The sequence below is a fragment of the Pseudonocardia xishanensis genome, assembly GCF_039541715.1.
GTDB lineage: Bacteria > Actinomycetota > Actinomycetes > Mycobacteriales > Pseudonocardiaceae > Pseudonocardia > Pseudonocardia xishanensis.
Genome location: NZ_BAABGT010000117.1, coordinates 1 through 24,124, shown reverse-complemented (window position 1 = coordinate 24,124; position 24,124 = coordinate 1). Strand labels below are relative to the sequence as shown.

At 75.7% G+C, this 24,124-nt stretch carries 29 protein-coding genes; 22 read left to right on the top strand and 7 right to left on the bottom strand.

Translation table 11 applies throughout. From position 1 onward, the window contains the following. Positions 1–13: 13 nt before the first annotated feature. From ABD993_RS33380 to ABD993_RS33370, 3 genes are read right to left on the bottom strand one after another with little or no spacing between them, the layout of a single operon-like run. Complete coding sequence (locus ABD993_RS33380) at positions 14–1,348, bottom strand: glycosyltransferase (RefSeq protein ID WP_345427133.1); 1,335 nt, start codon at positions 1,346–1,348, stop codon at positions 14–16. Beyond that, the gene (locus ABD993_RS33375; RefSeq protein ID WP_345427131.1) at positions 1,309–2,406 is read right to left on the bottom strand and encodes a glycosyltransferase family protein; all 1,098 of its coding nucleotides are present in this window, start codon (positions 2,404–2,406) and stop codon (positions 1,309–1,311) included. The genes ABD993_RS33380 and ABD993_RS33375 overlap by 40 nt, the downstream gene beginning before the upstream one ends. Further along, positions 2,403–3,473, bottom strand: coding sequence for a glycosyltransferase family protein (locus ABD993_RS33370; protein WP_345427129.1), 1,071 nt, complete (start codon positions 3,471–3,473; stop codon positions 2,403–2,405). Before ABD993_RS33370 ends, ABD993_RS33375 begins: the two co-directional genes overlap by 4 nt. Before the next feature lie 83 nt (positions 3,474–3,556). On the opposite strand from ABD993_RS33370, the gene ABD993_RS33365 reads away from it, so the two are divergent. The 9 genes from ABD993_RS33365 (at position 3,557) to ABD993_RS33325 (ending at position 10,855) form a co-directional block, all read left to right on the top strand. Continuing rightward, positions 3,557–4,615, top strand: a complete 1,059-nt coding sequence (locus tag ABD993_RS33365; protein WP_345427127.1) for a WcbI family polysaccharide biosynthesis putative acetyltransferase — start codon at positions 3,557–3,559, stop codon at positions 4,613–4,615. A gap of 85 nt (positions 4,616–4,700) precedes the next feature. Next, positions 4,701–5,747: a glycosyltransferase gene (locus ABD993_RS33360; protein WP_345427125.1), complete on the top strand. Its 1,047-nt coding sequence runs from the start codon at positions 4,701–4,703 to the stop codon at positions 5,745–5,747. Further along, complete coding sequence (locus tag ABD993_RS33355; RefSeq protein ID WP_345427123.1) at positions 5,744–6,814, top strand: glycosyltransferase; 1,071 nt, start codon at positions 5,744–5,746, stop codon at positions 6,812–6,814. Before ABD993_RS33360 ends, ABD993_RS33355 begins: the two co-directional genes overlap by 4 nt. 11 nt (positions 6,815–6,825) lie before the next feature. Continuing rightward, positions 6,826–7,575 (top strand): glycosyltransferase family 2 protein, encoded by a 750-nt coding sequence (locus tag ABD993_RS33350; protein WP_345427121.1) that lies wholly within the window; start codon positions 6,826–6,828, stop codon positions 7,573–7,575. Further along, the gene (locus tag ABD993_RS33345) at positions 7,572–8,219 is read left to right on the top strand and encodes a HemK2/MTQ2 family protein methyltransferase (protein ID WP_345427119.1); all 648 of its coding nucleotides are present in this window, start codon (positions 7,572–7,574) and stop codon (positions 8,217–8,219) included. The genes ABD993_RS33350 and ABD993_RS33345 overlap by 4 nt, the downstream gene beginning before the upstream one ends. Then, complete coding sequence (locus ABD993_RS33340) at positions 8,212–8,436, top strand: CDGSH iron-sulfur domain-containing protein (protein ID WP_345427117.1); 225 nt, start codon at positions 8,212–8,214, stop codon at positions 8,434–8,436. Before ABD993_RS33345 ends, ABD993_RS33340 begins: the two co-directional genes overlap by 8 nt. Further along, positions 8,433–9,410, top strand: coding sequence for an iron-containing redox enzyme family protein (locus ABD993_RS33335; protein WP_345427115.1), 978 nt, complete (start codon positions 8,433–8,435; stop codon positions 9,408–9,410). Before ABD993_RS33340 ends, ABD993_RS33335 begins: the two co-directional genes overlap by 4 nt. Positions 9,411–9,536: 126 nt before the next feature. Then, positions 9,537–10,514: a ferritin-like domain-containing protein gene (locus ABD993_RS33330; protein WP_345427114.1), complete on the top strand. Its 978-nt coding sequence runs from the start codon at positions 9,537–9,539 to the stop codon at positions 10,512–10,514. 185 nt (positions 10,515–10,699) lie between these two features. Next, a complete protein-coding gene (locus ABD993_RS33325; RefSeq protein WP_345427112.1) occupies positions 10,700–10,855 on the top strand; it encodes a hypothetical protein in 156 nt (51 codons plus the stop codon). 34 nt (positions 10,856–10,889) lie between these two features. Here ABD993_RS33325 and ABD993_RS33320 read toward each other — a convergent pair whose 3' ends face one another. Genes ABD993_RS33320 through ABD993_RS33310 form a run of 3 tightly spaced genes read right to left on the bottom strand, consistent with a single transcriptional unit; the run spans position 10,890 to position 13,246 of the window. Next, on the bottom strand, positions 10,890–11,993 hold the full coding sequence (locus ABD993_RS33320; protein ID WP_345427110.1) for a carboxylate-amine ligase: 1,104 nt from the start codon (positions 11,991–11,993) through the stop codon (positions 10,890–10,892). 42 nt (positions 11,994–12,035) lie between these two features. After that, positions 12,036–12,974, bottom strand: coding sequence for a hypothetical protein (locus ABD993_RS33315; RefSeq protein ID WP_345427108.1), 939 nt, complete (start codon positions 12,972–12,974; stop codon positions 12,036–12,038). A 38-nt stretch (positions 12,975–13,012) separates the two neighbouring features. Then, positions 13,013–13,246 (bottom strand): hypothetical protein, encoded by a 234-nt coding sequence (locus ABD993_RS33310; protein ID WP_345427106.1) that lies wholly within the window; start codon positions 13,244–13,246, stop codon positions 13,013–13,015. A gap of 30 nt (positions 13,247–13,276) precedes the next feature. Between ABD993_RS33310 and ABD993_RS33305 the strand changes: the two genes are divergently transcribed. The 5 genes from ABD993_RS33305 (at position 13,277) to ABD993_RS33285 (ending at position 18,048) form a co-directional block, all read left to right on the top strand. Further along, complete coding sequence (locus ABD993_RS33305) at positions 13,277–13,990, top strand: DUF1990 family protein (protein WP_345427104.1); 714 nt, start codon at positions 13,277–13,279, stop codon at positions 13,988–13,990. A 28-nt stretch (positions 13,991–14,018) separates the two neighbouring features. Beyond that, positions 14,019–16,379, top strand: coding sequence for an FdhF/YdeP family oxidoreductase (locus ABD993_RS33300; RefSeq protein ID WP_345427102.1), 2,361 nt, complete (start codon positions 14,019–14,021; stop codon positions 16,377–16,379). A 75-nt stretch (positions 16,380–16,454) separates the two neighbouring features. Further along, positions 16,455–16,691 (top strand): LLM class flavin-dependent oxidoreductase, encoded by a 237-nt coding sequence (locus ABD993_RS33295; RefSeq protein ID WP_345427100.1) that lies wholly within the window; start codon positions 16,455–16,457, stop codon positions 16,689–16,691. Beyond that, positions 16,595–17,050, top strand: a complete 456-nt coding sequence (locus tag ABD993_RS33290) for an LLM class flavin-dependent oxidoreductase (protein WP_345427098.1) — start codon at positions 16,595–16,597, stop codon at positions 17,048–17,050. Before ABD993_RS33295 ends, ABD993_RS33290 begins: the two co-directional genes overlap by 97 nt. Then, the gene (locus tag ABD993_RS33285) at positions 17,050–18,048 is read left to right on the top strand and encodes an NAD-dependent epimerase/dehydratase family protein (RefSeq protein ID WP_345427096.1); all 999 of its coding nucleotides are present in this window, start codon (positions 17,050–17,052) and stop codon (positions 18,046–18,048) included. Before ABD993_RS33290 ends, ABD993_RS33285 begins: the two co-directional genes overlap by 1 nt. Here the strand turns inward: ABD993_RS33285 and ABD993_RS33280 are convergent. Next, positions 18,045–18,755: a DUF1990 family protein gene (locus ABD993_RS33280; RefSeq protein WP_345427094.1), complete on the bottom strand. Its 711-nt coding sequence runs from the start codon at positions 18,753–18,755 to the stop codon at positions 18,045–18,047. The two genes, ABD993_RS33285 and ABD993_RS33280, sit on opposite strands and share 4 nt — an antisense overlap. Positions 18,756–18,887: 132 nt before the next feature. Here ABD993_RS33280 and ABD993_RS33275 point away from each other — a divergent pair, with 132 nt between their 5' ends. The 8 genes from ABD993_RS33275 to ABD993_RS33240 form a co-directional block, all read left to right on the top strand. After that, on the top strand, positions 18,888–19,070 hold the full coding sequence (locus ABD993_RS33275) for a hypothetical protein (RefSeq protein ID WP_345427092.1): 183 nt from the start codon (positions 18,888–18,890) through the stop codon (positions 19,068–19,070). A 16-nt stretch (positions 19,071–19,086) separates the two neighbouring features. Further along, a complete protein-coding gene (locus tag ABD993_RS33270) occupies positions 19,087–19,497 on the top strand; it encodes a phage holin family protein (protein ID WP_345427090.1) in 411 nt (136 codons plus the stop codon). Beyond that, complete coding sequence (locus ABD993_RS33265; protein WP_345427088.1) at positions 19,494–19,796, top strand: DUF3618 domain-containing protein; 303 nt, start codon at positions 19,494–19,496, stop codon at positions 19,794–19,796. Before ABD993_RS33270 ends, ABD993_RS33265 begins: the two co-directional genes overlap by 4 nt. Before the next feature lie 61 nt (positions 19,797–19,857). Then, the gene (locus ABD993_RS33260) at positions 19,858–20,832 is read left to right on the top strand and encodes a YihY/virulence factor BrkB family protein (protein WP_345427086.1); all 975 of its coding nucleotides are present in this window, start codon (positions 19,858–19,860) and stop codon (positions 20,830–20,832) included. A gap of 71 nt (positions 20,833–20,903) precedes the next feature. Next, positions 20,904–22,505 (top strand): benzoylformate decarboxylase, encoded by a 1,602-nt coding sequence (mdlC, locus tag ABD993_RS33255; RefSeq protein ID WP_345427084.1) that lies wholly within the window; start codon positions 20,904–20,906, stop codon positions 22,503–22,505. Positions 22,506–22,581: 76 nt separating this feature from the next. Then, positions 22,582–22,887, top strand: coding sequence for a hypothetical protein (locus ABD993_RS33250; protein ID WP_345427082.1), 306 nt, complete (start codon positions 22,582–22,584; stop codon positions 22,885–22,887). 202 nt (positions 22,888–23,089) lie between these two features. Continuing rightward, positions 23,090–23,881, top strand: a complete 792-nt coding sequence (locus ABD993_RS33245; protein ID WP_345427080.1) for a hypothetical protein — start codon at positions 23,090–23,092, stop codon at positions 23,879–23,881. After that, positions 23,878–24,124: phage holin family protein (locus ABD993_RS33240; protein ID WP_345427078.1), on the top strand; the 247-nt coding region annotated here is incomplete at its 3' end. The genes ABD993_RS33245 and ABD993_RS33240, both read left to right, overlap by 4 nt.

Sequence of the window (24,124 nt, the reverse complement as noted above, 5' to 3'; positions counted from 1 at the left end):
CCCGGGGTGCGGGTCACTCCTCGCGTGTCCCTCGGCCCGCCGCGGCGGCGAAGAACCCCGCGAGGTCCGCGCGCGGGGCGAGCGGGTCGAGGCGGAGGGCGGCGCGGCCGAACGCGGGGTCCTCGTCCAGTCCACGTCTGCGGCCCCGGCCGAGGGCCCGCGTCGTGGTGAGCACGGCCATCACCTCGCCGTCCGGGGCCACGGCCTCGACGGCTCCGAGGTCGTGGGTGGTCGCGAGGTGGAGCAGGCGGGCGACGGCGTCGGGTGGGAGTGGCAGGCACACGGTCAGCCGGGCGCGGGCCCGACGCAGCTGATCGGCACCCCACGGCTCGCACCGGACGGTCCCGGCGTAGAGCTCGCGGAGGTCGTCCGTCCCGCTCGAGTCGGCGGGGAGCCGGACCCGCAGGTCGCGGTGGGTCTGGGCGAGCAGGGAGTGCACGAGGCGGACGGTGGCTTCGACGCCGAGGCCCGCGGGGAGGTCGACCAGGACGTCCGGGACCAGGGCCGGGAGGGCCGCGCCGCGGGTCGACGGCTCCGGGACCAGCGCGGCGAGCCGCATCGACTCCTGGTCCTTGCGAGCCCGGTCCTCCGCGCGGCCCGCCCAGTCCGGGCCGTCGTGCCAGCCGACGGCGTCGCGTTCGTGGACCAGGACGGCGCCGGCGTTCCAGGCGCGGTAGCCCAGGTCCCAGTCCTCGCCGCCGTAGCCGACGAAGCGCTCGTCGAAGCCGCCGAGCTCGTCGAACAGGCTGCGGCGCAGGGCCGTCAGCGCGCTGATCACGTAGCGGAAGGAGCGACCGTCGGCGTCGAGGAGGTCGCGGGAGGCGCGGTAGCCCTCGGTCAGCCAGGCCGGTTCGGGCAGGCGGGGCGCGGTGGCCGGGTCGGCGTCGAGCGGGAGGCCCCCGAGGTCGGCGTGCCGCCGTCGCCCGACGGCGAGGGCGTCCGGACAGCGCGCGACGGTGCGGGTCAGCGCGGCGAGGAACCCGGGCTCGGGGACGGTGTCCGCGTCGAGGAACACCAGCACCTCGCCGGTGGTGTGCCGGGCGCCGAGGTTCCGCGCGGCGGCGGCGCGGAACCCGTGGTCGGGCTGCGTGACGACCCGCACACCCGGGCCCGGTTCCGGTGGGTGGCGGGAGCCGTCGTCCGCGACCACGATCTCGTTCGGGCGCAGGGTCTGGCGGCCGAGTGCGGCGAGGGTCCGGGCGAGCTGTGCGGGCTGCTCGTAGTGGCAGACCACCACGCTGACCCGGGGCTCCGGTACGGGCACTCCCGCGAGGAGGTCCCAGCGGTTGCCCGGGACCGGATGGTCGGTCAGCACCGGCGGCTCGCGACGGGTCGCGGGGGGACGCACACCGCATCCGGGGCCTGCGGCGTGGCGTCTCCGGGCGGCGCCATGGCCAGGGCGTAGGCCCGACGGTGGAGGGCGCCGACGTCCGGCCAGGTCGGGGGTGTCGCGTGGGTGCGCGACGGGTCGGCGAGGGCCGCGGCGAGCTCGGCGCCGAGAGCGGTGGGCTCGTACAGCCGGATGTGCCCCGGGTGGTCGGTGGCGACCTCCGCCGCGTACTCCCCCCGCGCCGCGAGCGGCACCCGGCCGCAGGCGAGCCAGAACAGCAGCGACCCGCTCGCGCTGACCCCGCGGTTCGCGGCGAGCGGCACCGTCGCCGCGCGGGCGGCGGCGACCAGGTCGGCGTCGCCGAGCGGGCCGGTGGACACCAGCTCGACGCCCGCGGCGGCGGCCCGGGCGCACAGCTCCGTCCACAGTGGCTCGTGCCCCGGGCTGACGGCCCCGGCGGCGACCACCCGCGGTCGCGCGGGATGTCCCGCCGCGGCGGCGATCGCCTCGGCGTGCCCCTTGCCGGGATAGACGAACCCGAGCACCACCACACTCGGTCCCCCCGCCCACGCGGGCGGCGGGCCGGGCTCCCCGACGGCGGGCGGTGGCAGCGGGATGACCAGCGGGTCCGCGCCGAACGCCCGGGCCTTGGCCGCCTCGTGTCGCGCCGAGACGACGACCAGGTCGGCGGCCTCGACGACCCGCCGGTACCCGGCCGTCCGCCGGGCGTCCCGCGCCGGGTCCGGGTCCGCGCCGGGGACGTCGTGCAGGGTCACGACCAGCGGCCGCGGCAGCTCCGCGGCCCGCCGGACGAACGCCTCCGCGGCACTCGCCACATCCGGCCCCCACAGGGCGTCGGTGAACTGGGCGTGGGTGAGATCCACGACCGCGGACCCCCCTCCGGGGGCAGCCCGCGACCCGACGCCGCCGGCGGCGACACCACGCCATCCCGCGGCCCCGACGTCGACCCCCGCTCGGGCGGCCTCGGCCACCTCCGCGACCAACTCCCCGACCCGCTCCGAGTGCCTCCGCACCCCGTGCCCGGCGGGGCCGGGAGCCTCGATGTGCACCCTCATCCGGCCGCCTCCCGCCGCGCGACGGCGGGCACGGCACGGTGTGCGCCGGCCGCGGCGTCCCCCGCCACCCGGGCATAGACCTCCTCGTGCGCCGCGGCGATCGCCCAGCGCTGCCGCTCCCGGTCCTCCGGGTCGGCCCTCCAGCGGGGCCGCTCCCGGTACGCCCACCGCACCGCGGCGGTCAGCGAGACCGGGTCGGGGCCCTCGGCGGCGAGCCGGTGGGTCAGGCAGGGGGCCTGGTCGGCGTAGTGCCCGACCGCAGGCGCCAGCACCGCCGTCCCAAGGTCGTGGCAGGTCTCCAACCAGCCCGAATGCGTCCCCCAGCGGTAGGGCAGCACCGACAGGTCGAGCTCCTGCAGGTAGTCCCAGAGCTCCTCGTCGGAGAAGGGCGGGTGACTCCGCAGGTCCACCTCGGGCCCCAGCGCGGCGGCCGCGGCCCGGCCGCGCCCGTCGTCGTGCACGTCGACGCGGACCCGGGCTCCGGGCAGCCCGCGGACCGCCTCGACGAGGGCTCGCGCGACCCCGACCGGGTCGCTGTTGGTCCGCACGCTCTTGGCGTGCACCCCCACGGTGAAGCCCACCCGCTCCGGCCGGGCGACCCGGGCGCGCCACGGCGGCACCACCGCGGGATGCGCGATCACCACGGGCCGCCGACCCCAGCGTCGCGAGACCTCGTCGGCGGCGCCGGAGGTCAGGGTGATCAGCTCGGCGGCGGCCGGGACCAGGACGTCCAGGGCCGCGGTGTGCGGCGCCGGATCGACGTGGTGCGGGTTGCGCAGGTCGTGCAGGGTCAGCACGAGTGGGCGCCCGACCCCGGCGAGCGCGGCGACCAGGGCGCGGAGCTCGGCGGGGCTGCGGTCGTCGAAGCCGAAGTGGAGGTGGAACACGTCGAACTCGGCGGCGTGGGCGCGGACCCACGCGGGCTCGAGCATCGGCGGCGGCCACCACTGCTCGGGCCGCGCCCCGGGGACGGGCGGATCGGGCAGCCGGACGACGGGATCGGGCCCCTCCGGGCGGGCGATCCCCTGGACGTACGGATGACCGGCGGGGACGGAGGCGACGCGCACCGCAGCAGATGCCCACCCCCCACCGGCCCGAAACACGGGTCCCCTCGCAGGCGGGCCGCCCGCCCAGCCCGCACGATGGCGTCATGCCCGACACGCCCGACCGCGCCCGCAGGCTCCACTTCGGGGAGTTCTACGGACTCCTGCCCCTGCCGCCCGGCCCGCTCGCCCTGGTCCACGGCAACTGCCAGGCCGAGTCGCTGCGCGTGCTGCTGGGCGGATCGGCGACGTTCCCCGCCCGTCCGGTGCGGATCCCGCCCGTCCACGAGCTGGAACGCAGTGATCTCCCCCACCTGGACACCCTGCTGACGCGGACGGCGTTCCTGTTCTCCCAGCCCGTCCGGGACGACTACCGGGGACTGCCGCTGGGCACCGGCGAGCTGGCCACGCGGGCGCCGCGGGCGCGGGTCGTGCGGTGGCCGGTGATCCGGCACCCGGCGCTGCACCCCTGGTCGGCGATCGTGCGGCACCCGCGGGACCCGGCCGTCGTCCCGCCCGTGGTGCCGTACCACGACCTGCGGGTCCTGGCGGAGGCCGCGGGGCTGGCCGTCGACCACGAGCCCGGGCCCGCGGCGCTGCGCGAGGTGGGTGAGCGCGGGATCGCCGAGCTCGCCCGGCGCGAGGCCCGGGACGCGGACGTCGGCGTCTCCGATCTGCTCACCGGGCTCGGCGCCGTGGCCGCGCACACCCTCAACCACCCCGGCAACCCGGTGCTGGTCGCGCTGGCCCGGAGGCTGCAGGCCGCGGTCGGCGCCCCGGCCGACGCCGCCGATCCCGGCCGGGAGCTGCTGGGCGGGATCCGGGCCCCGCTCGACGCCGCCGTCGTCGCCGCGTGGGGGCTCGACGCGGAGCCCCGCCCGGACTGGGAGGTGCACGGCGAGCCCGTCTCCCACCGGACGCTGCGCGCCGCGCACCTGCGGTGGTACGCCGACCACCCGGAATGGCTCGCGGCAGGGCTCACCCGCCACGGCGACGCCCTCCGCATCCTCGGCGTGCAGGATTCGAGTCGCGGAGACCGGGTAGCACGGAAGATGATTGGCGCGTCGGGTTCAGCAGCAGCTCGGTCGATCACCCGCCCGGCAGCCGACCCGACACCCCGCGTCTCCTCGGTCTGCCCCACCGCCGAAGGAGACCCGCATCCATGACCAGGCACGACCTCTCCGTGCGACCGTGACGGGGGACACCACAACCAGGACCGCGAACCGGCCGAGATCCCGCCGCATCGCCCTCGTGGCGTCCGCGCGCTACCCGATCCGCGAGCCGTTTCCCGGCGGTCTCGAGGCCCACACGTTCCAGCTGGCCCACCGCCTGCGCGGGCGCGGCCACGACGTGGTCGTGTTCGGCGCGCCCGGTTCGGACGAGTCGCTCGGCGTCCGGCCGATGCCCGCGCTGCCGCCGATCTCCGCGGCGGCCCGCAGCGACGTCGGCATGCCCGCGGACTGGTTCCTCGCCGAGCACCACGCGTACCTGACGCTGTTGCTGGACCTGAGCCGGAACGGGGGTCGTGACCAGGGCTTCGACCTGGTGCACAACAACTCGCTGCACTATCTGCCGCTGGCGATGGCACCCAGCCTGCCCGCGCCGGTGCTGACCACCCTGCACACCCCGCCGACCCCGTGGCTCGAGTCCGCGGTGCGCACCGGCGACCCCTCCCGACTGCGGTTCGCGGCGGTCAGCGGGTTCACGGCCGATCAGTGGCGACCGCTCGGGGCGGATGCGACCGTGGTGCCCAACGGCGTCGACGTCACGGCCTGGACCGCGGGACCGGGCGGCGGCAGGCCCGTCTGGTCCGGACGGATCGTGCGCGAGAAGGGCCCGGTCGAGGCCATCCGCGCGGCGCGGGTGGCGGGCACCGGCCTGCGCCTGGTCGGGCCGACCCCGGACCGCCGCTTCTTCGCCGACGAGGTCGCCCCGCTGCTCGGCGGCGACGTCACCTACGAGGGCCACCTCGACCACCGCTGCCTCGCGGCCGTGCTCGGCACCGCCTCGGTCGCCGTCGTCTCGCCCTGCTGGGACGAGCCGTACGGGCTGGTCGTCGCCGAGGCCCTGGCCTGCGGGACCCCCGTCGCCGGCTTCGCCCGCGGCGCACTGCCGGAGATCCTCACCCCGGAGTGCGGGGTGCTCGTCGCGCCGGGCGACATCGCCGCGCTCGCCGACGCCATCCCGCGTGCCGCCGCCCTCGACCGCGCCGCCGCCCGCCGCCGCGCCGAGACGCACTGCTCGATCGAGGCGATGACGGACGGCTACGAGGCCCTCTACGAGCGGATGTGCGCGTGATCGCCTACTACGTCCACCACCAGGGCAGCGGCCACGTCCACCGCGCCGCGGCGATCGCCCGCGCGCTGGACACCCCGGTGATCGGCCTGTCCAGCAGACCGATGCCCGCGGGCTGGCCCGGCGAGTGGGTCGTGCTCCCGCGCGACGACGCGGGCACCGAGCCCGTCGACGCCACCGCGGGCGGGACCCTGCACTGGGCCCCGCTGCACGACACCGGCCTGCGCGACCGGACGGCCGCGATCGGCGCCGTGCTCGCCCGCGACGACGTGCGGCTCCTCGTCGCCGACGTGTCCGTCGAGGTCTGTCTGCTCGCCCGGCTGCACGGCGTGCCGGTCGCGATCCTGGCCCAGCCCGGCGACCGCACCGACCGCCCGCACCGGCTCGCCTACGACCTCGCCGCCCGGCTGCTCGCGCCCTGGCCGGACGAGCGGGTCGGCTGGCCCGCGCACTGGCTCGCCAAGACCGTGCAGCTCGGCGCGCTGTCCCGGTTCGACGGCCGCACCCCGGCCGAGCCCGATCCGCGCCGGGTCCTGGTGCTGTGGGGTGGGGGTGGGCTGGACGTGACCGACGCCCGGGTCCGCGCCGCCGCGGCCGCCACCCCGGACCGGGTCTGGGAGCTCGCGGGCTCAGCGCCCGACCCCGCGGACCCGCCGAACCTGCACCGCCTCGGCTGGGTGGAGGACGTCTGGCCCGCCCTGGAGCGGGCCGCGGTCGTCGTCACCCACGCCGGGCAGAACGCGCTCGCCGAGGTCGCCGCCGCGCGCAGGCCCGCCGTGGTGGTGCCGCAGGACCGCCCGCACCACGAGCAGCGCGCCACCGCGCAGGTGCTGGACCGGGCCGGGCTCGCGGCCGTCGCCCCGACCTGGCCGGAGGGCGCGGAGTGGCCCGCCCTGCTGGCGCGCGCCGAGCGGCTCGGCGGCGCGGGCTGGGCGGGCTGGTCCGCAGGCGACGGCGCCCGGCGCGCGGCCGCCGAGCTGGACGCCCTCGCCCAGCCCGAGCCCGACCTGCTCGTCGGCCCGGGCCACGGGTCGCCCGCACTCGCGGGACACGGCGGGGCGAGCCGATGAGGACCGCCGTCGTGACCATCGTGGCCGGACGCGAGGAGCACCTCGCCCGGCAGCAGCAGGCCCTCGCCCGGGGGACCGCGGTGACCCACGTCGTCGTCGGGATGGGGCCGCAGCCGGGCTCCACCGTGACGCTGCAGGCCGACGGCGCCCTGCCGCTGGCCAGGGCCCGCAACGCCGGCGCCGACATCGCCCTGGCCGAGGGCGCGGAGCTGCTGGTCTTCCTCGACGTCGACTGCATCCCCGGCCCGACCCTGGTCGAGCGGTACGCCGACGCCGCCGCGCGCTGCGGCCCGACGCTCCTCTGTGGACCCGTCACGTACCTGCCGCCGGGCTCCACCGACCTGGTCCCGGACCCGCACCCGGCCCGACCCGACCCGCCCGACGGCGCGCTCGTGCCCGAGGACCGCCGGGAGCTGTTCTGGTCGCTGTCCTTCGCGGTCACCGGCGAGGCCTGGCACCGCTCGGGCGGGTTCTGCGAGGAGTACCGCGGCTACGGCGCGGAGGACACCGACTTCGCCCTGACCGCCCGCGACCGCGGGCTCGCCATGGCCTGGGTCGGCGGCGCGCACGCCTTCCACCAGCACCATCCGCCCACCCGCCACGATCCCGCCCGGGTCGCGGAGATCGTCGCCAACGCGCGGCTGTTCCACCGGCGCTGGGGCACCTGGCCGATGACCGGCTGGCTGCAGGAGCTCGCCGCGGCGGGCGCCGTCGAGTTCGACCCCACCCATGACCACCTGACCACCGGAGCTCAGACGTGATCCTCTTCTGCCCGCCCGGGGTGTACCGGGCCCAGTCCGACACCGCCGTCCTCGCCGACCAGGTCGGCAGGCGCGCCGCCGACCGCGCCGTGCTCGACCTCGGCACCGGCTCCGGCGCCCTGACGCTCGCCGCGTGGCGGGCCGGGGCGGCCTCGGTCACCGGCGTGGACCTGTCCCGCCGCTCGGTGCTGGCCACCCGGCTGAACTGCCGGCTGCACGGCGCCGAGGTGCGGATCCACCGCGGCGACCTGTTCGGCCCGGTCCGGGGCAGGCGGTTCGGGCTCATCGTGGCCAACCCGCCGTACGTCCCGTCCGAGACCAGCGTGCTCCCCCGCCACACCGCGGGCCGCTGCTGGGACGCCGGGCCGGACGGCCGCGCCGTGCTCGACCGGATCTGCGCGGACGCCGCCGACCACCTCACCCCGGACGGCCGGGTCCTGCTCGTGCACTCCGCGGTGTGCGGGCCGGAGGAGACCGTCGACCGGTTCGCCGCGGCGGGGCTGGCCGCGGAGGTCGTGGAGCGGGCACACATCCCGTTCGGCCCCGTCATGCGGTCGCGTGCCACCCTGCTGGAGCGCCGCGGTCTCATCGAGCCCGGCGATCGGCTGGAGGAGCTCGTCGTCGTGGAGGCCCGCCGTGTCTGACCACCGCCTGTCCGACCCGACCCACGTGGTCCTGACCGACGAGGGCCCCGCCCTGGTGAGCGGCCCCGTCGAGATCGAGCTGCCCGACGGCGGCCGGGTCCGCTCCGACCGGCCCGTCACCGCCCTGTGCCTGTGCAGGCGGAGCAGGCGGTGGCCGATCTGCGACACCAGCCACCGCACCAGGGTCCGCGAACCCGCAGAGGAGGACGACCGATGATGACCGCCACCCGCGCCCCCGCCCTGCCCGCCCCGCGCGGCCCGCTGTCCGAGGCCGTCGTCGACGCGTTGCGCGGCGGCCCGGTCCGGACCGTCGAGCCCGCCGATCCCTACGGCGACGACCTCCACCTCGCCCTGCACTGCTGCTACGAGCTGCACTACCGCGGCTTCGACGGCGTCGCTCCCGACCTGGAGTGGGACCCGGCGCTGCTCACGCTGCGCCGCGAGCTCGAGCGCACCTTCCTCGCCGGGCTGCGGGCCGACGTCCCCGCGGGCGACGACGTCGACGCCGAGGTCGCGGCCCTGCTCGTCGAGCCGGTCGGCCCGCAGGTCCGCGGGGTCTCCCACCACCTCAAGCGGGCCGGTGAGCTGTGGCAGCTGCGCGAGTACGTCACGCACCGCTCGATCTACCACCTCAAGGAGGCGGACCCGCAGGCCTGGGTGATCCCGCGGCTGAGCGGGGCGGCCAAGGCCGGGCTGGTCACCGTCGAGCACGACGAGTACGGCGGCGGCCGCCCCGAGCACATGCACGCGACCCTGTTCGCCGAGATGATGCGCGAGCTGGACCTCGACGACACCTACGGCGCCCACCTCGACCGGGTTCCCGGGCAGACCCTGGCCGAGGTGAACCTGATGTCGCTGTGCGGGCTGCACCGCGAGCTGCGCGGGGCGTCGGTCGGGCAGTTCGCGATGGTCGAGCTGACCTCCTCCCCGGGCTCGGAGCGGCTGGTCCGCGGCATGCGGCGGATGGGCTGCGGCGAGGCGGCGATCCGGTTCTACGACGAGCACATCGAGGCCGACGCGGTGCACGAGCAGGTCGTCCGGCGCGGGGTGCTCGCCCCGCTGCTGGCCGCCGAGCCGGAGCTGGCCGCGGACGTCGTGTTCGGCATCCGGGCGAGCCTCCACCTGGGGGAACGCCTCGCCGACCACCTGCTGGGCAGCTGGGAGCGTGGGGAGAGCAGCCTGCTGGGGTGAGAGGTGCGTGCGCTCACACCGGCGTGTAGCCGCGTCGTCACCGGGCACCCTCCGGACAGTGGCGGTCGGGAGACCCGAGACCGAGGTCCCGACGCCGATCACGTCTTCGTCCGGGAGGACCCCTGTATGAGCACCACCACCGCCGCCGTCGCCCAGCTCCGCGCCCTGGAGCACCTGACCCGCAGCGAGATCGCGCTGGCCCGCACCCGCACCGCCCAGGCCCGCACCGCCACCGTGCGCGCCGAGCTGGAGGGCAACGCCCGCAAGGCCGAGACCCGTTCCGAGGCCATCGCACAGGCGCTGCGCGACCTCGACGCCGTGCCGGACGTCGTCGCGCCGGTCGTCGGCTGGGCGATCACGCTGGCCAAGAGCAAGGCCGAGCAGGCGCAGCCGATCGACGAGGCCCTCCTCGGCGACCTGGCCCTGGAGCACCAGATGGCCGACCGCGCCCGCTACCTGCTCGCGCTGACCCGCTCCGGCCCGACCTCGGTGCACCGCCTGGCCGAGCGCCTGGTCGCCGCGCACACCGAGACCATCGAGTGGCTCGAGACCGTGCTCGCCGAGGAGGCCGTGGGCGGTCCGACCGCGCTCAAGCCCACCCCGCTGCAGACCGTCGCGGCCGGCGTCACCAAGGCCGCGCAGCTGCCGGTCAAGCTCACCGTCGACGGCGTCAACCGGGTGGCCCACGAGGTCTCCCGCGCGGGTCGTGGCGTGCAGCAGCGCGTCGGCCGCACCGGCGACCGGCTCGGCCGGGTCGCCTCCGAGAGCCGCGACGTGGTCGCCACCGGCGTCACCTCCGGGTTCGACGCGGCCACCCGCCGCGCCGAGGCCGTCTCCCGCAGCGAGGGCGCGACCGACACCGCGACCGCGACGCGCACCGTGCGCCGTGAGACCGGCTCGCTCAGCTCCACCGAGCTGCCCGTCCGCGACTACGACGGCCTCTCGGTGGCCGACGCCACCACCGCGGTCCGCAGGCTCACCGAACCCTCCGACCTGCGTGCGGTCGAGGCCTACGAGCAGCGCCACCGCAACCGCGCCGGCGTGCTGAACGCCGTCCGCGAGCGCGCCGAGGTCGTCGCGAAGGACGCCGCGCAGCTCCGCTGACCCGCTCCGCGGGAAGTCCCTCCGGTCCGCCGGCGGGGGCTTCACGCTGCTCCGGACGCCGCCCCGCTGAGACGGTCGGCGGCATTCGGCGGCGTCGGGACGGACGATCTCCCCGCTCCAGCGAGCGCCCCGGCCCCGCAGCTCCTACGGTCCGCTCACCACCCAACGGAAGGACTTCGCTCTCCATGATCATCCTTGGTCTGATCCTGCTGCTGATCGGCTACCTGGCAGGCATCTCGCTGCTGTACTACATCGGTGGGATCCTGCTCATCGTCGGTCTCGTGCTCCTCGTGCTCGGCCGGGTCGGCCGTCCCGTCGGGGGCCGGAAAGTCTGGTTCTAACCAGGTGCGGGGCCGGTGCGTCGACCGGCCCCGCTCACCGTCCGACGGTCGCGTCCTTGATCACCGCGCGGAGGTCCCCCGTCTCCGCGAACACCGACCGCTGGCGGTCCGCCCCGGTCCCCCGGGCGGACACCGCCCCCAGCAGCTCCCGCACCCGGGCCAGGTCGCCGGACTCCTCCAGCGCCGCCCCCACGTGCTCGACGAGCCGCTCCACCACCGCCGCGGCGGGCGCCGGACGACCGGTGGTCGGGTCGACCAGCTCGCCCGACGACCCGGAGCGCGCGGCCCGCCAGGTGTGCAGCCGCAGCTCCTCGACCCGCACCGGGTCCGGCCCCCGACCCGCCCGCCACTCGCGCACCGCGGTGTCCACCAGCCCGCGGGCCAGTGCCGCGACGAGCACCGCGTCCGCACGGTCGTGGCAGACGTCCGCGATCCGGAACTCCAGGGTCGGGTGGCGCTGCGAGACGCGGGCGTCGAAGTAGAGCATGCCGTCGTCCACCAGGGTCTCGGTGGCGAGCATCGCCGCGGTCACCCTGCGGTACCCCGCGGCGGAACCGAAGAGCCCGTACGGGCCCGCCGAGGGCCAGCGCGACCACACCTGGCTGCGGAAGCTCGCGTAGCCCGAGTCCTCCCCCGCCCAGAACGGCGAGTTCACCGACAACGCGAGCAGCGGGGGCAGCCACGGCCGGATCCGGTCCAGCGCCGCGACGGCCTCCTCGTCGTCCGCCACCCCGACGTGGACGTGGCAGCCGCAGGTCAGCTGTTCCCGGCCGGTGAGGGCGAACCGCTCCAGCACGCGCAGGTTCCGGTCCTTCGGGAAGGCGGTCGCGTCGATGGCGAGCGGGTAGGTGCCGAGGGCCGCCACGGCCGCGCCCACCGCGTCCGCGGCCTCGGCCGCGTGCGCGCGCGTGCGGCCGAGCTCGGCGGCGAGCTCGTCGAGGTCCACGCAGGGCTCGGTCCCGGTCTCGAGCTGCTCGGCGTGCAGCTCCGCCTCCAGCCCGGACCCGTCCTGCGGTTCCGTGCGCGCGGACGCCCCGTCCAGTCGCAGGACCGTGGCCGCGATCGCCCGCGCCGCCCCGTCGCCCGGGTCGACGAGCAGGAACTCCTCCTCGACCCCGACACTCCGCCGCTCCGCCACCACAGGATCTCCTCGTCGCTGACCGATTCCGGCCGCCGGAGCCTACGGGCGCGTCGGCCGGGAGCCCCACCAGGCCAGACCCAGGGCGACGGCGTCCTCGGCGAGGGCGCCGGGCAGGTCGGAGCCCGCGCGCTCCGCGGCCCAGGAACGCCACCGCACCCCGACCAGCGCGGATCCGAGGGCGGCCAGCACCCCGACTAGAGCGGGCAGCGTCGGGTCGGCGTCCGCGCGGCGCGCCACCGTGGCCCCCACCAGGGCGCCCAGGCCCAGCCGGGGCGCCAGCCCGGGGGCCCCGGTCCGGCTCGGCACGACGGGGAGCTTGTCCACGACCACCTCGCCCGCGCTCGCCGTCACCGCCGCGACCGACGCGGCCGCGGAGGACGGCGGGCCGCCCTGCGACCGCGGCGTGCGCAGGGCCAGCGCGGTCATCCCGACGGTGCTGCGGTCCCCGGTCGCGGCGCCGAGCGCCACCGCGCGCGCCAGCACGGACGCGGGCGGGGGCGGCGCGCCCTCACCGCGGTCGAGCGCGGCGAGGGTCTGGTGGGTGGTGATCCCGTAGGCGAGGTGCGGCACGGCGTCCGCGACCCAGTCCCGGGTGGACCAGGTGCGCGGGTCGGTGATCCCCGCGAAGGCCGCGGGGCCGTCCGTCGCGAGCATCGCTGCCGCGCCGAGCAACGGACCGCCGACCACGCCGGGCAGCCGGACCCCGGCCGCGCGCAGCCCGCCCGCGACCGCCCCGACGGCGAGCCCGGTGAGCGAGCCCGCCAGCGGGCCCAGCGCGTCGAGCCTGCGGGAGCGGGCGATCGGGTTGCCGGGGATCCGGACGTGCGCGCGGTCGGCCAGCTCGCCGACCAGCCGCTGCGGGACGGCGCTGGACCGCCGCGCGCGGATCGCGGCGTCGGCCCCGCTGACCAGGTTGAGCGCGGTGGTGCCCGCGGCACCCGCGGCGGTGCCGCGGGCGAGTCCGGAGAGGAACGTCATGGCGGGGCGGTACCCCGCAGCCGCCCGACCGAACCGGCTCACCCGAACCGGCGGCGCTTCTCGGCCTGCCGCACCGACTCGCCGATCAGCCAGATCGACGACGGCCACAGCCCGACGAACAGCGCCCGCCGCTCGGCGTTGCCCCGTTCCTCCTGGCTCACCGTCTTCGCCCGCACCCAGAGCGTCATGCAGAGCCCGATGCACCCCATGGAGGTGGCCTGCAGGTGGATCGCGCGCAGGCCGACGCGGTGGAGGAGAGTTCCGATGGTCACCCCGGTAGGTTCCCGGTCCGGCGGGTATCCATGCCCGTGCACCTTCTCCCGCCCCTCCCGTCGAGCGAGAACCGTGACGTCACCGCGGTCGTCCGCTGGCCGGTCGGCATCGCGGTGGTGTCCTGGCAGTACCTCTGGCGGACCACCGCCGTCTACCGCCACGAGGAGGCGGGCGACCCCTCCGACCTGCCCGACCCCACCCCGCCGGACCAGCTCGACGACCGGGTCCAGGAGGCCGCGGACGGCTACGGCCCGCTGCTGCACCGCCGCTACTCCGTGCGCATCGCGGGTGGCTGCTCCCCCGAGGAGCTGATGACGCGGCTGGCCGTGGACCCGAACCGCTGGGCCCCGTCGGGCATGGCGGTGTTCCGCCGCACCCGCGGCGACGGGGGCTCGATGAGCCTGGGTGACGAGTTCCTGATCCGGCTGCCCGGCCCGTGGAACGGACCGGTGCGGGTGATCGCCACCGGCCCGCGGGGCTTCCGGCTGGCGACCCTGCGCGGACACCTCGAGGCGGGCCAGATCGAGTTCCGCGCCGAGACCGACGGCGACGACATGCTGTTCGTCATCGAGTCCTGGGCCCGCCCCGGCGACCGGTTCTCCCACGTGCTCTACAACCGGCTGCTGCTGGCCAAGGAGATCCAGCTGGTGATGTGGACCCACGCCTGCCTGCGGGCCGTCGACCTCTCCGACGGGCGACGCAGGGGCGGGCTGTCCGTGCACACCCGGCGACTGGAGGATTGATCCCGGCCCTTCCGGGCACCCGCACCGCATGAACAAGCGGCAGCGCACGGACTTCTCCGAGGCCGATCTCGAGGTCCGCCCGCAGGAGGACCACGCGGCGGGCACCACGGCCGTCGCGGTCTCGATGAAGCGTGCCCTCGAGCGGATGGGCCCCGAGCGCACCGCCCGCACGTTGCTCCAGCTCAACAAGGCCGAGGGCTTCGACTGCATGAGCTGCGCCTGGCCGGACCCCGATCCGGGGCACCGCTCGGTCGCGGAGTTCTGCGAGAACGGCGCCAAGGCCGTGGCCGAGGAGGCGACGAAGGACCGGGCGGGCCCCGACTTCTTCGCCCGGCACAGCGTCGCCGAGCTCGACGGGCACTCCGAGTACTGGCTGGGCCAACAGGGCCGGATCACCCATCCGATGGTGCTGCGCCCCGGCTCCTCCCACTACGAGCCGATCGACTGGGACGACGCCTTCCGCACCATCGCCACCGAGCTGCGGGGCCTGGACTCCCCGGACGAGGCCACGTTCTACACGTCGGGCCGCGCGTCGAACGAGGTCGCGTTCGCCTACCAGCTCTTCGCCCGCGCGTTCGGCACGAACAACCTGCCGGACTGCTCGAACATGTGCCACGAGTCGACGTCCATCGCACTGCAGGAGTCGATCGGGATCGGGAAGGCCAGCGTCACGCTGCCGGACCTCCTGGGCGCGAAGCTGATCGTGATCGCCGGGCAGAACCCGGGGACGAACCATCCCCGGATGCTCACCCAGCTCGAGCACGCCAAGAAGGCGGGCGCGAGGATCCTCACGATCAACCCGCTGCGCGAGGCCGGGCTGACCCGGTTCAAGAACCCGCAGACGCCGAAGGGCGTGATCGGGCACGGGACCGACCTCTCCGACCTGCACCTGCCGATCAAGATCAACGGCGACCTGGCGCTGTTCCAGGCCATCGGGTCGCTGCTCGTCGAGTGGGACGCGCTCGACCACGCCTTCCTGGAGCGGTACACGACCGGCTTCGAGGCCTGGCGCACGCACGTCGAGAAGATCGACTGGGCGACGGTCGAGGAGTCCACCGGGCTGTCCCGCGCGCTGATCACCGAGGCCGCGGCGATGCTGCGGGACTCCGCGGCGACGGTGTTCTGCTGGGCGATGGGGCTGACCCAGCACCGCAACGGCGTCGCGACGATCAAGGAGGTCGTCAACGTCGCGCTCGCCCAGGGCAACATCGGCAGGCCGGGTGCCGGGCTCTTCCCGGTCCGCGGCCACTCGAACGTCCAGGGCGACCGCACCATGGGCATCTGGGAGCGCGCGCCGCAGAGCTTCCTCGACTCGCTGCAGAAGGAGTTCGGCTTCGACCCGCCGCGGGAGAACGGCCTCGACACGGTCGACAGCATCCGGGCGATGCGGGACGGCAAGGTCAAGGTGTTCGTGGGGCTCGGCGGGAACTTCCTGCAGGCCGCGCCGGACACCGACATCACCACCGAGGCGATGCGCAGGACCCGGCTGACCGTGCACATCTCGACGAAGCTGAACCGCTCGCACCTCATCGGGGGCGAGACCCGGCTCATCCTGCCGACGCTCGGGCGCACCGAGTCCGACGTGCAGGAGTCCGGGCCGCAGTTCATCACCGTCGAGGACTCCACGTGCTCGGTGCACGCCTCCCGCGGCCCGCTGCCGCCCGCGAGCCCGCACCTGCGCTCCGAGGTCTCGATCATCACGTCGATCGCGGAGGCCACCCTCGGCGGCCGACACGGCATCGACTGGGCCGCCATGCGCGCGGACTACCGACGCATCCGCGACCACATCTCCCGGGTCGTGCCGGGCTGCGAGAGCTACGAGGTCAACGCCCGGCGCCCGGGTGGCTTCGTGCTGCCGCACGCGCCGCGGGACTCGCGGACCTTCGAGACCGAGTCCGGGCGCGCCGAGATGGTGGTCTCCCCCATCGAGGTGCTGCACGTCCCCGAGGGTCACCTGCTGCTGCAGACCCTCCGCAGCCACGACCAGTTCAACACCACGATCTACGGTCTGTCGGACCGCTACCGGGGCGTCGAGGGCGGCCGCCGGGTCGTGTTCGTGCACCGCGAGGACATCGCCGCCCTCGGCTACGACGACGGCGACCACGTCGACATCGTGACCCGCTGGGAGGACGACGAGCACGTCCGCTGCGCCCGCGACTTCCGGATCGTCGCCTACGACACCCCGCGCGGCACCGCGGCGGCCTACTACCCGGAGACGAACCCGCTGGTCCCCCTCGACTCGACCGCGGTGGGCAGCAACCAGCCCGCGTCGAAGTCCGTGATCGTGCGGCTGCTCCCGCTCGGCTCGCCGCAGGGCGACACCGGCGGCGACCAGGACGCCGTCGGGGCGGACGCGAAGTCCTTCCCGGAGCCGCACCACCTGTCCTGAGCGTGTGGGCCCCCGGGCATGTGACAACAACCGCGTCCGGGGGTTCGGGCGCGGCCCCGCGGGTAGCGCCCCGATATGGCCGACATCGGGTACTTCCCGTCCTGCGAGCAGTACGGACCCCGCGAGCTCGTCGCCCAGGCGAAGGCGGCGGAGCGCGCGGGGTTCGACCGGCTCTGGATCTCCGACCACTTCCATCCGTTCGGTTCGTGCTCGGGGTGGGCAGCGGCGAAGCGCTCAACGAGCACGTGCTGGGCGACGCCTGGCCCTCGGTCGGGCAGCGGCTCGCGATGCTGGAGGAGGCGGTGGACCTGATCCGGCTGCTCCACCGCGGCGAGCAGATCAGCCACCACGGCGAGTTCTACGAGGTCCAGGAGGCGCGCATCTCCACGCTTCCGGAGCGACCCGTCCCGATCCACGTCTCCGGCTTCGGCCCGCAGGCCACCGCGTTGGCCGGACGGATCGGCGACGGCTGCTGCACCGTCCAGCCGGACGCCGAGCTCGTCCGCACCTTCCGGGAGAACGGCGGCGGCGACGATCCCGAGGCCCACCTCGAGCGGGTGCGCAGCTACCTCGACGCCGGTGTGGACGAGGTGGACGTCCAGCAGGTCGGCGCGGACCACGAGGGCTTCTTCCGCGCCTGGGGCGAGCAGATCCTGCCGAAGCTCCGCTGATGCCGACCACCCGACCCCGCGTGGTGGTCACCGGGGCGACCGGCAACGTCGGTGTGGCCCTGCTGCGCCGCATCGCCGAGGCGGGGACCCACGACGTCGTCGGGGTCTGCCGCCATCTCCCGGATCCCGTGCCGCCCTTCGACTCCGCCGACTGGACCTCCGTCGACCTGGCCGCCCCGGAGGCACCGGAGCGGCTGCGCGCGACCTTCGCAGGCGCCGACGCCGTCGTGCACCTCGCGTGGCTGATCCAGCCCGAGGACGACGCCGAGGGCTCGGCCCGGGTCAACCTCGACGGCACGCGGGCGGTGCTCGACGCCGTGGCGGCCACCGGCGTCCCGCACGTCGTGTTCATGTCGTCGGTCGCGGTCTACGCCGAGTCCCCCGGCGGGGTCCCGGTGGCCGAGGACGGTGCCCGCCCGGGCATCGACGGCTCCGAGTACAGCGCACAGAAGGTGCGGGCCGAGGTCCTGCTCGACGAGTTCGAGGCCGCGCACCCCGACACCGTGGTCACCCGGCTGCGCGCCGGGCTGATCGTGCAGCGCGAGGCGGCGCAGGCGATCACCGCGGAGTTCCTGGGGAGGCTGCCCGGTCCGGTCGTGCGGGCGCTGCGCCGCGGCGCGGTGCCGCTTGTCCCGCTGCCCCGCGGGCTGTTCGTCCAGCTCGTGCACTCCGACGACATCGCCGACGCGACCTGGCGGGCCGTGCAGCGGCGGGCCCCGGGGGCCTACAACGTCACGGCGGACGCGCTCGACGTACGGGGCATCGCCGCCGTCGTCGGGGCGCGGGCGGTGCCGCTGCCCGCGCGGGTGGTCGGGGCGCTGGTGCGGCTGCTGCACGCCGCGAGACTGTCGAGGATGACCCCCGGCTGGTTCGCGATGATGATGGGCAAGCCCGTCGCGGACGGCGCCCGGGCCCACGACCTGCTGGGCTGGGTCCCGCGGCACTCCACGACCCAAGCCGCCCGAGACCTCCTGGACGGCCTGGCCGAACCCGTCTAACGAGTGGGCGCACCCGCCCCCGCGTCGACGATCCGCAGGGTCCACGCCTCGAACCGCCCGGCCGGAGCGCCGGTCGGGGCGTGGACGACGCCGTCCGGGCCCGGCTGCGGCGGCGGGGGCGGGTCCTGCACGATCCGCTGCAGCTTGTGCAGGGCGTTGCAGTAGAAGCGCAGCTGGGTGCGCCGCGCGAAGACCCGGAACCCCGCGTGCAGGATCGGGTTCGCGATGGGTGCCCGCCGCGAGTGGGCGATGATCCGGAACTCGACGCGCCCGGTCTCCAGCTCCTTCGCCACCTCGTAGGTCAGCCGTCCCTGCTCGATGTGGCCCAGCAGGGTCTGGTAGGCCCACCCGATCCGGCGTTCCGGGCCGTGCGCGCCCTCGCCGAGCTCGTCGTGCCGGTGGGTGATGCGCACCCCCATCAGGAACCGCAGGACGAGGAACCGCCCCTCCAGCACCATGTCCCGGCCGAGCAGGTCGCCGGGGGCGCGGTAGGCCGCCCGCAGGATCCGCGGGTCGCTGAACTCGTAGCTGTTGACGAGCGCGCCCGCCTTCTCCATCAGCCCACCGGCCAGGGGCTCCCCCGGCGGCTCGTCGCCGAGGTGGACGGTCTGCCGGTCCTGGTGCCAGCCCTCCGTCGCGTGCGGCGGGGCGTCGGCCTCGTCGTAGTTGATGCCGCGGTCGGCCAGCTCGTCGAGCAGGGTGACCACGGGATCGGGACGGTGGGCGGCGGATCGTTTCGGAACTCGGCGGGTGAGGGCCACACCGCGGGCATACCCATCCTGGCGCCGCCGACTCCCCGGACGGGGAGTGGACGGCCGGAAGTCGGGTACGCCCCGCCCATGACCGAACCGAAGCACGAGCCGAACCTCGACGACGTCCTCGACCCCGGCGAGCTCGCCCACCCGGACCACCGCGAGCACGCCAAGACCCCGCACCCCCTCGACGACGAGGAGCTCGAGGAGCGCGCCGACCGCGTCCGCGAGGCGCTGCACGCCGACGGCCCCCTGCACGACGACTCCTGAGAGGCCCGCGATGTCGATGACGAACGGATCGGGACCCCCCGCCCGGGAGGCCTCCACCGCCCAGCTCGTGCGCCAGCTGACCGAGCAGGTGCGGACCCTCGTCACGGACGAGGTCGAGCTGGCCAAGGTGGAGATGACGGCGAAGGGCAAGGCCCTCGGCGTCGGCGCCGGTCTCGCCGGGGCGGGCACGATCGTGCTGCTGGGCGGCGGGCTGGCGTTCATCGCCGCCGCGATCGCCGCGCTCGCGCTGGTGCTGCCGGTGTGGGCGGCGGCGCTGATCGTCGGGGGCGTGCTGGTCGTCGTCGGCGCCGTCCTGGCGCTGGCGGGCAGGAAGCAGATCACCGCGGGCGCTCCGCCGATGCCCAACGAGGCCATCGCGAGCACGAAGCGGGACGTCGACACCGTCCGGGCGGAGATGAAGCGATGAGCGACCGCACCCCGGAGGAGATCCGCACCGCGATCGCCGAGGAGCGCGCGGCCCTCGGCGAGACCGCCGCGGCGCTGGCCGAGCGGGCCGACGTGACGGGGCGGGCCAAGCACGCCGCGCAGGACACCGCGGACCGGGCGAAGCACGCCGCGCAGAACGCCGTCGTCACGGTCCGGGACACCGCGGCCGGGGTCGTGGCGAGGGCGCGATCCGGGGAGGACCGCCGCCCCCTGTTCGCCGTCGGGGCGGTGATCGGCGCGCTGGTCACCGTGTTGGTGGTCCGGGCGGTCCGTCGCTGAGCCCACCGGGATCCGGGGGCCCGGACAGGGTTCCCCGGCCCGTGGGCGGGCATCCGACGGGATGACCGACCTCCGTGAGACCCCGTCCCAGGCCGAGCGGCCACCCGGCCGGGACGCAGGCACCCCCACCGCGATCCCCGCCAGGGGCTGGTCGCAGGTCGTCAAGCGCGCCTGGGCCGAGGCCAGGGACGACAACGTCCCGATCCTGGCGGGGGGCGTGGCGTTCGCCGCGTTCCTCGCCCTGTTCCCGGCGATGATCGCCGCCCTGACGCTGTACGGCCTGGTCGCCGACCCCGCCCAGGTCGCGGCGCAGGTGGCCGGTCTCACCGCGGCGCTGCCCGAGACCGCCCGCCCGATCATCACCGACCAGCTCGCCGCGGTGACCTCGAGCAGCGACCGCGCGCTGGGCGTCGGCCTGGTCGTCTCCGTGCTCGCCGCCCTGTGGAGCGCCTCCGGCGGCACGATGAACCTGATCAAGGCGACCAACCTCGCCTACGACGAGAAGGAGTCCCGCGGCTTCGTGAAGCTGCGCGGCACCGCGCTCGCCCTCACCCTCGGCGCGGTCGTGTTCCTGCTGCTCGCCGTGGCGCTGGTGGCCGTCGTCCCCGTGCTGTTCGACGCCCTGGGGCTCGGCGGCATCGGCCTGGTGGTCGCGCAGGTCGTGCGGTGGGCACTGCTGGTGGCGCTGGTCGTCGTCGCGCTGGCCGTGGTCTACCGGGTCGCCCCGGACCGGGACGCGCCGCGGTTCCGCTGGGCGGGCACCGGCGCGATCGTCGCCACCGTGCTGTGGGTGCTCGGCAGCGTCGCGTTCAGCTTCTACGTCACCAACTTCGGCAGCTACAACAAGACCTACGGCGCGTTGGCCGGGGTCATCGTGCTGATGCTGTGGCTGTACCTGACCAGCTACATCGTCCTGCTCGGCGCCGAGATCAACGCCGAGAGCGAGCGCCAGACCGCCCGCGACACCACCCGCGGCACGGAGCAGCCGATGGGCGAGCGCGGCGCCGAGGCCGCGGACACCCTCGCCGACGGCTGAGCGGTGGTGGGTCGGGCCCCGGGTTCGTACCGTGGGCCCGTCACCACGGCGGTGACGGGAGGGCGGGCACCATGGCCACGGTCGCGGAGACGACGTTCCGGATCCTGCGGGCCAGGGGGTTGACCACCGTCTTCGGCAACCCCGGCTCGAACGAGCTCCCCTTCCTGGCGCACCTGCCGGAGGACTTCACCTACGTCCTGGGCCTGCACGAGGGCGCGGTGGTGTCGATGGCGGACGGGTACGCGTTGGCCACCGGCGGTCCCGCGCTCGTCAACCTGCACGCCGCGTCCGGCACCGGCAACGCGATGGGCGGGCTCACCAACGCCGTCTACTCGCACAGCCCGCTGGTGCTCACCGCGGGCCAGCAGGTCCGCTCGACGATCGGCCAGGAGGTCATGCTGGCCAACGTCGACGCCGCGACGCTGCCCCGGCCGCTGGTCAAGTGGAGCGCCGAGCCCGCCTGCGCCACGGACGTGCCGCGCACGATCGACCAGGCGATCCACACCGCGCTGCTGCCCGCTCGTGGCCCGGTGTACGTCTCGGTGCCCTACGACGACTGGGCCGCCGAGGCCGATCCGGAGTCCGCGCACCTCGCGGGCCGGACGGTGACGTCGGGCGGCGCACTGACCGAGGGACAGCGAGACGAGCTCGTCGCCCTGCTCGACGAGGCGCACGCCCCGCTGCTGGTACTCGGCCCCCAGGTCGACGCGGCCGGGGCAGGCCACGACGCCGTGCGGCTGGCCGAGGCGCTGCGGGCGCCGGTGTGGATCGCGCCGTCCGCCTCGCGGCTGCCGTTCCCCACCCGACACCCCGCCTTCCGCGGGGTGCTGCCCGCCGCCGTCCGGGAGATCGCCGAGGCCGTCGAGGGTCACGATCTGGTGCTGGTCGTCGGGGCGCCGGTGTTCCGCTACCACGAGTACGTCCCCGGCCGGTTCCTGCCCGAGGGCACCCGGCTCGTCCAGATCACCGAGGACCCGAAGGAGGCGGCCCGGGCCCCCGTCGGCGACGCGGTCGTCGCCGACGTCGCCTCCACCCTGGCCCACCTCGCCCACGCCATCGCGGTCGCCGACCGCCCGGAGCCGCCGCCGCTGCCGCCCTTCCCCGAGCCGCGGACCCTGCCCGGCGCGGTGCACCCGGACGAGCTGTTCGCCCTGCTCCGCGAGCACGCCCCGGACGATGCGCTCTACGTCGTCGAGTCCACCTCGACCGCGGCGTCCTTCTGGGCGCAGATGGACCTGCGCGAACCCACCAGCTACCTGTTGCCCGCCTCGGGCGGGCTCGGCTTCGGGCTGCCGGCCGCGGTCGGCGCCCAGCTCGGCCGCCCCGACCGTCAGGTCATCGGGCTGATCGGGGACGGCTCGGCGAACTACGGCATCGCCGCGCTGTGGACCGCGGCGCGCCACCGCGTCCCGGTCGTGGTCATCGTGCTGAAGAACGGCACCTACGGCGCGCTGCGCCGGTTCGGCGCGCTGCTCGGCACCGGGGAGACGCCGGGCATGGACGTGCCGGGCATCGACTTCACCGCGCTCGCCCGGGGCTACGGGGTGCCTGCCCGCTCGGTCGCCGCGGGGGCCGACTTCGTGGTGGCGCTCAAGGCCGCGCTGGCCTCGGACGGCCCCTCGCTCATCGAGGTCGTCACCGCCGAGCTCGACGAGGACGGGGGCCCGCGCTGAGCCCGCCCGTCCCGCCCGCGGCCGTGTCGTCGGTCGCCTTCGGGTTTCGATGCCGCCGGACGGGCTATGTCCCGGCGTGAGCGACGAGTCGGATCCCCCCACCGAGTCCGGTCCCACTCCCCCGGGCATCTCGCTGCGGGCCGGCTTCGCGTTGAGCGAGCTCGACCTCGCGCAGCTGTGGATCGCCTCCCTGACACTCGGCGGCACGCTGTCGCAGGCCGAGCTCGAGGCCGCGCTACGCGGGGAGCTGTCATTGTCCGGGCACGAGCACGACGTGGTGGCCCAGGCCATCAACGACTATTTCACCGAACGCGGGCAGAACCATCCCGTCGCGTACTCGGTCGAGATCGAAGAGCGCAGCCACCGCCGCCATCCGGGATGACGCCGGCCCGCTGACCTGGGGTTCACCGACCGGCCGGGGCTCACACCTGTCGCCCGCACCTTTCTCGACACATTTTCTCGCGATCTTCGGCCATTCGGACGCAATTCCGGGGAGAAGTCGCGAAATGGTTCGGCACCGCGGACACGGGTATCGCTTCACTGTGCATGACAACCATTCCGACACCCTCCACGGAGCGCCGCCGATGACCCAGCCCACGGGTGGGTCCCGGCCGGTCCTCCCCACCGAGCCCTCCCTCCCCCGGGTCGCGCAGGACGAGGCGGGCACCGTCGGCCGCTCGGCCGCGGACGCGGGCAGGCAGGTCGCCGGTACCGCCGTCGACCAGGCCGCCGAGGTGGGTCACGAGGCCCGCCGCCAGGCGAAGGACCTGTTCGCGCAGGCCCGCGACCAGGCCACCGAGCAGGCCCGCACCGGACAGCGGAAGGCGGGCGAGAGCCTCCGGGCCCTCGCCTCCGAGCTGCGCGGGATGGCGGGCGCGGGCGAGCGTTCCGGGGTCGCCTCCGACCTCGCGGCGCAGGCGGCCGAGCGACTCGAGGGCGCCTCGCACTGGCTCATCGAGCGCGAGCCCGGCGACCTGGTCGACGAGTTCCGCGGGTTCGCCCGCCGCCGCCCCGGTGCCTTGCTGCTCGGCGCGGCCGCGGCGGGCCTGCTGGTCGGACGGCTCACCCGTGGCGCGATCGACGCGAACCGCGACACCGGCGCCCCCGGCCCCGGTCCCGGCGGTCCCGCCGATGCCACCCCCACGCCCCACCCGTACCCGCCGGTGCAGGCCGCCCCCGTGCAGCCGCCGGTCACCCCGGTGCCGTACACCGAGCCGACCGCGACGCCGTACGGCTCCGCGCCGGTCGAGCCCGGCACGGAGTGGATCGAGCCCCGGGTCCCGACCCACGCCCCGCGCCCCGGTGCGACCACCGTGGGCGAGTACGTGGACGAGCTGGAGCGCCGCGGACCGCAGCACCCCGGCGACCCGCGATGACCGCCCCGCGCCATCGTCCCGTCGACGAGGCCCGGCACGCCGCGGCCACCACGACGGGGAACAGGGTCACGACCGAGTCCGAGTCGGTCGGCGACCTGGTCGGCAACGTCACCCGCGACCTCTCGATCCTCATGCGCCAGGAGCTCGCGCTGGCGAAGGCCGAGCTCAAGCAGGAGGCCGGCAGGACCGGCAAGGCCGCGGGCGCGTTCGGCGGGGCGGGCTTCGCGGCCTGGTTCGTCGTGC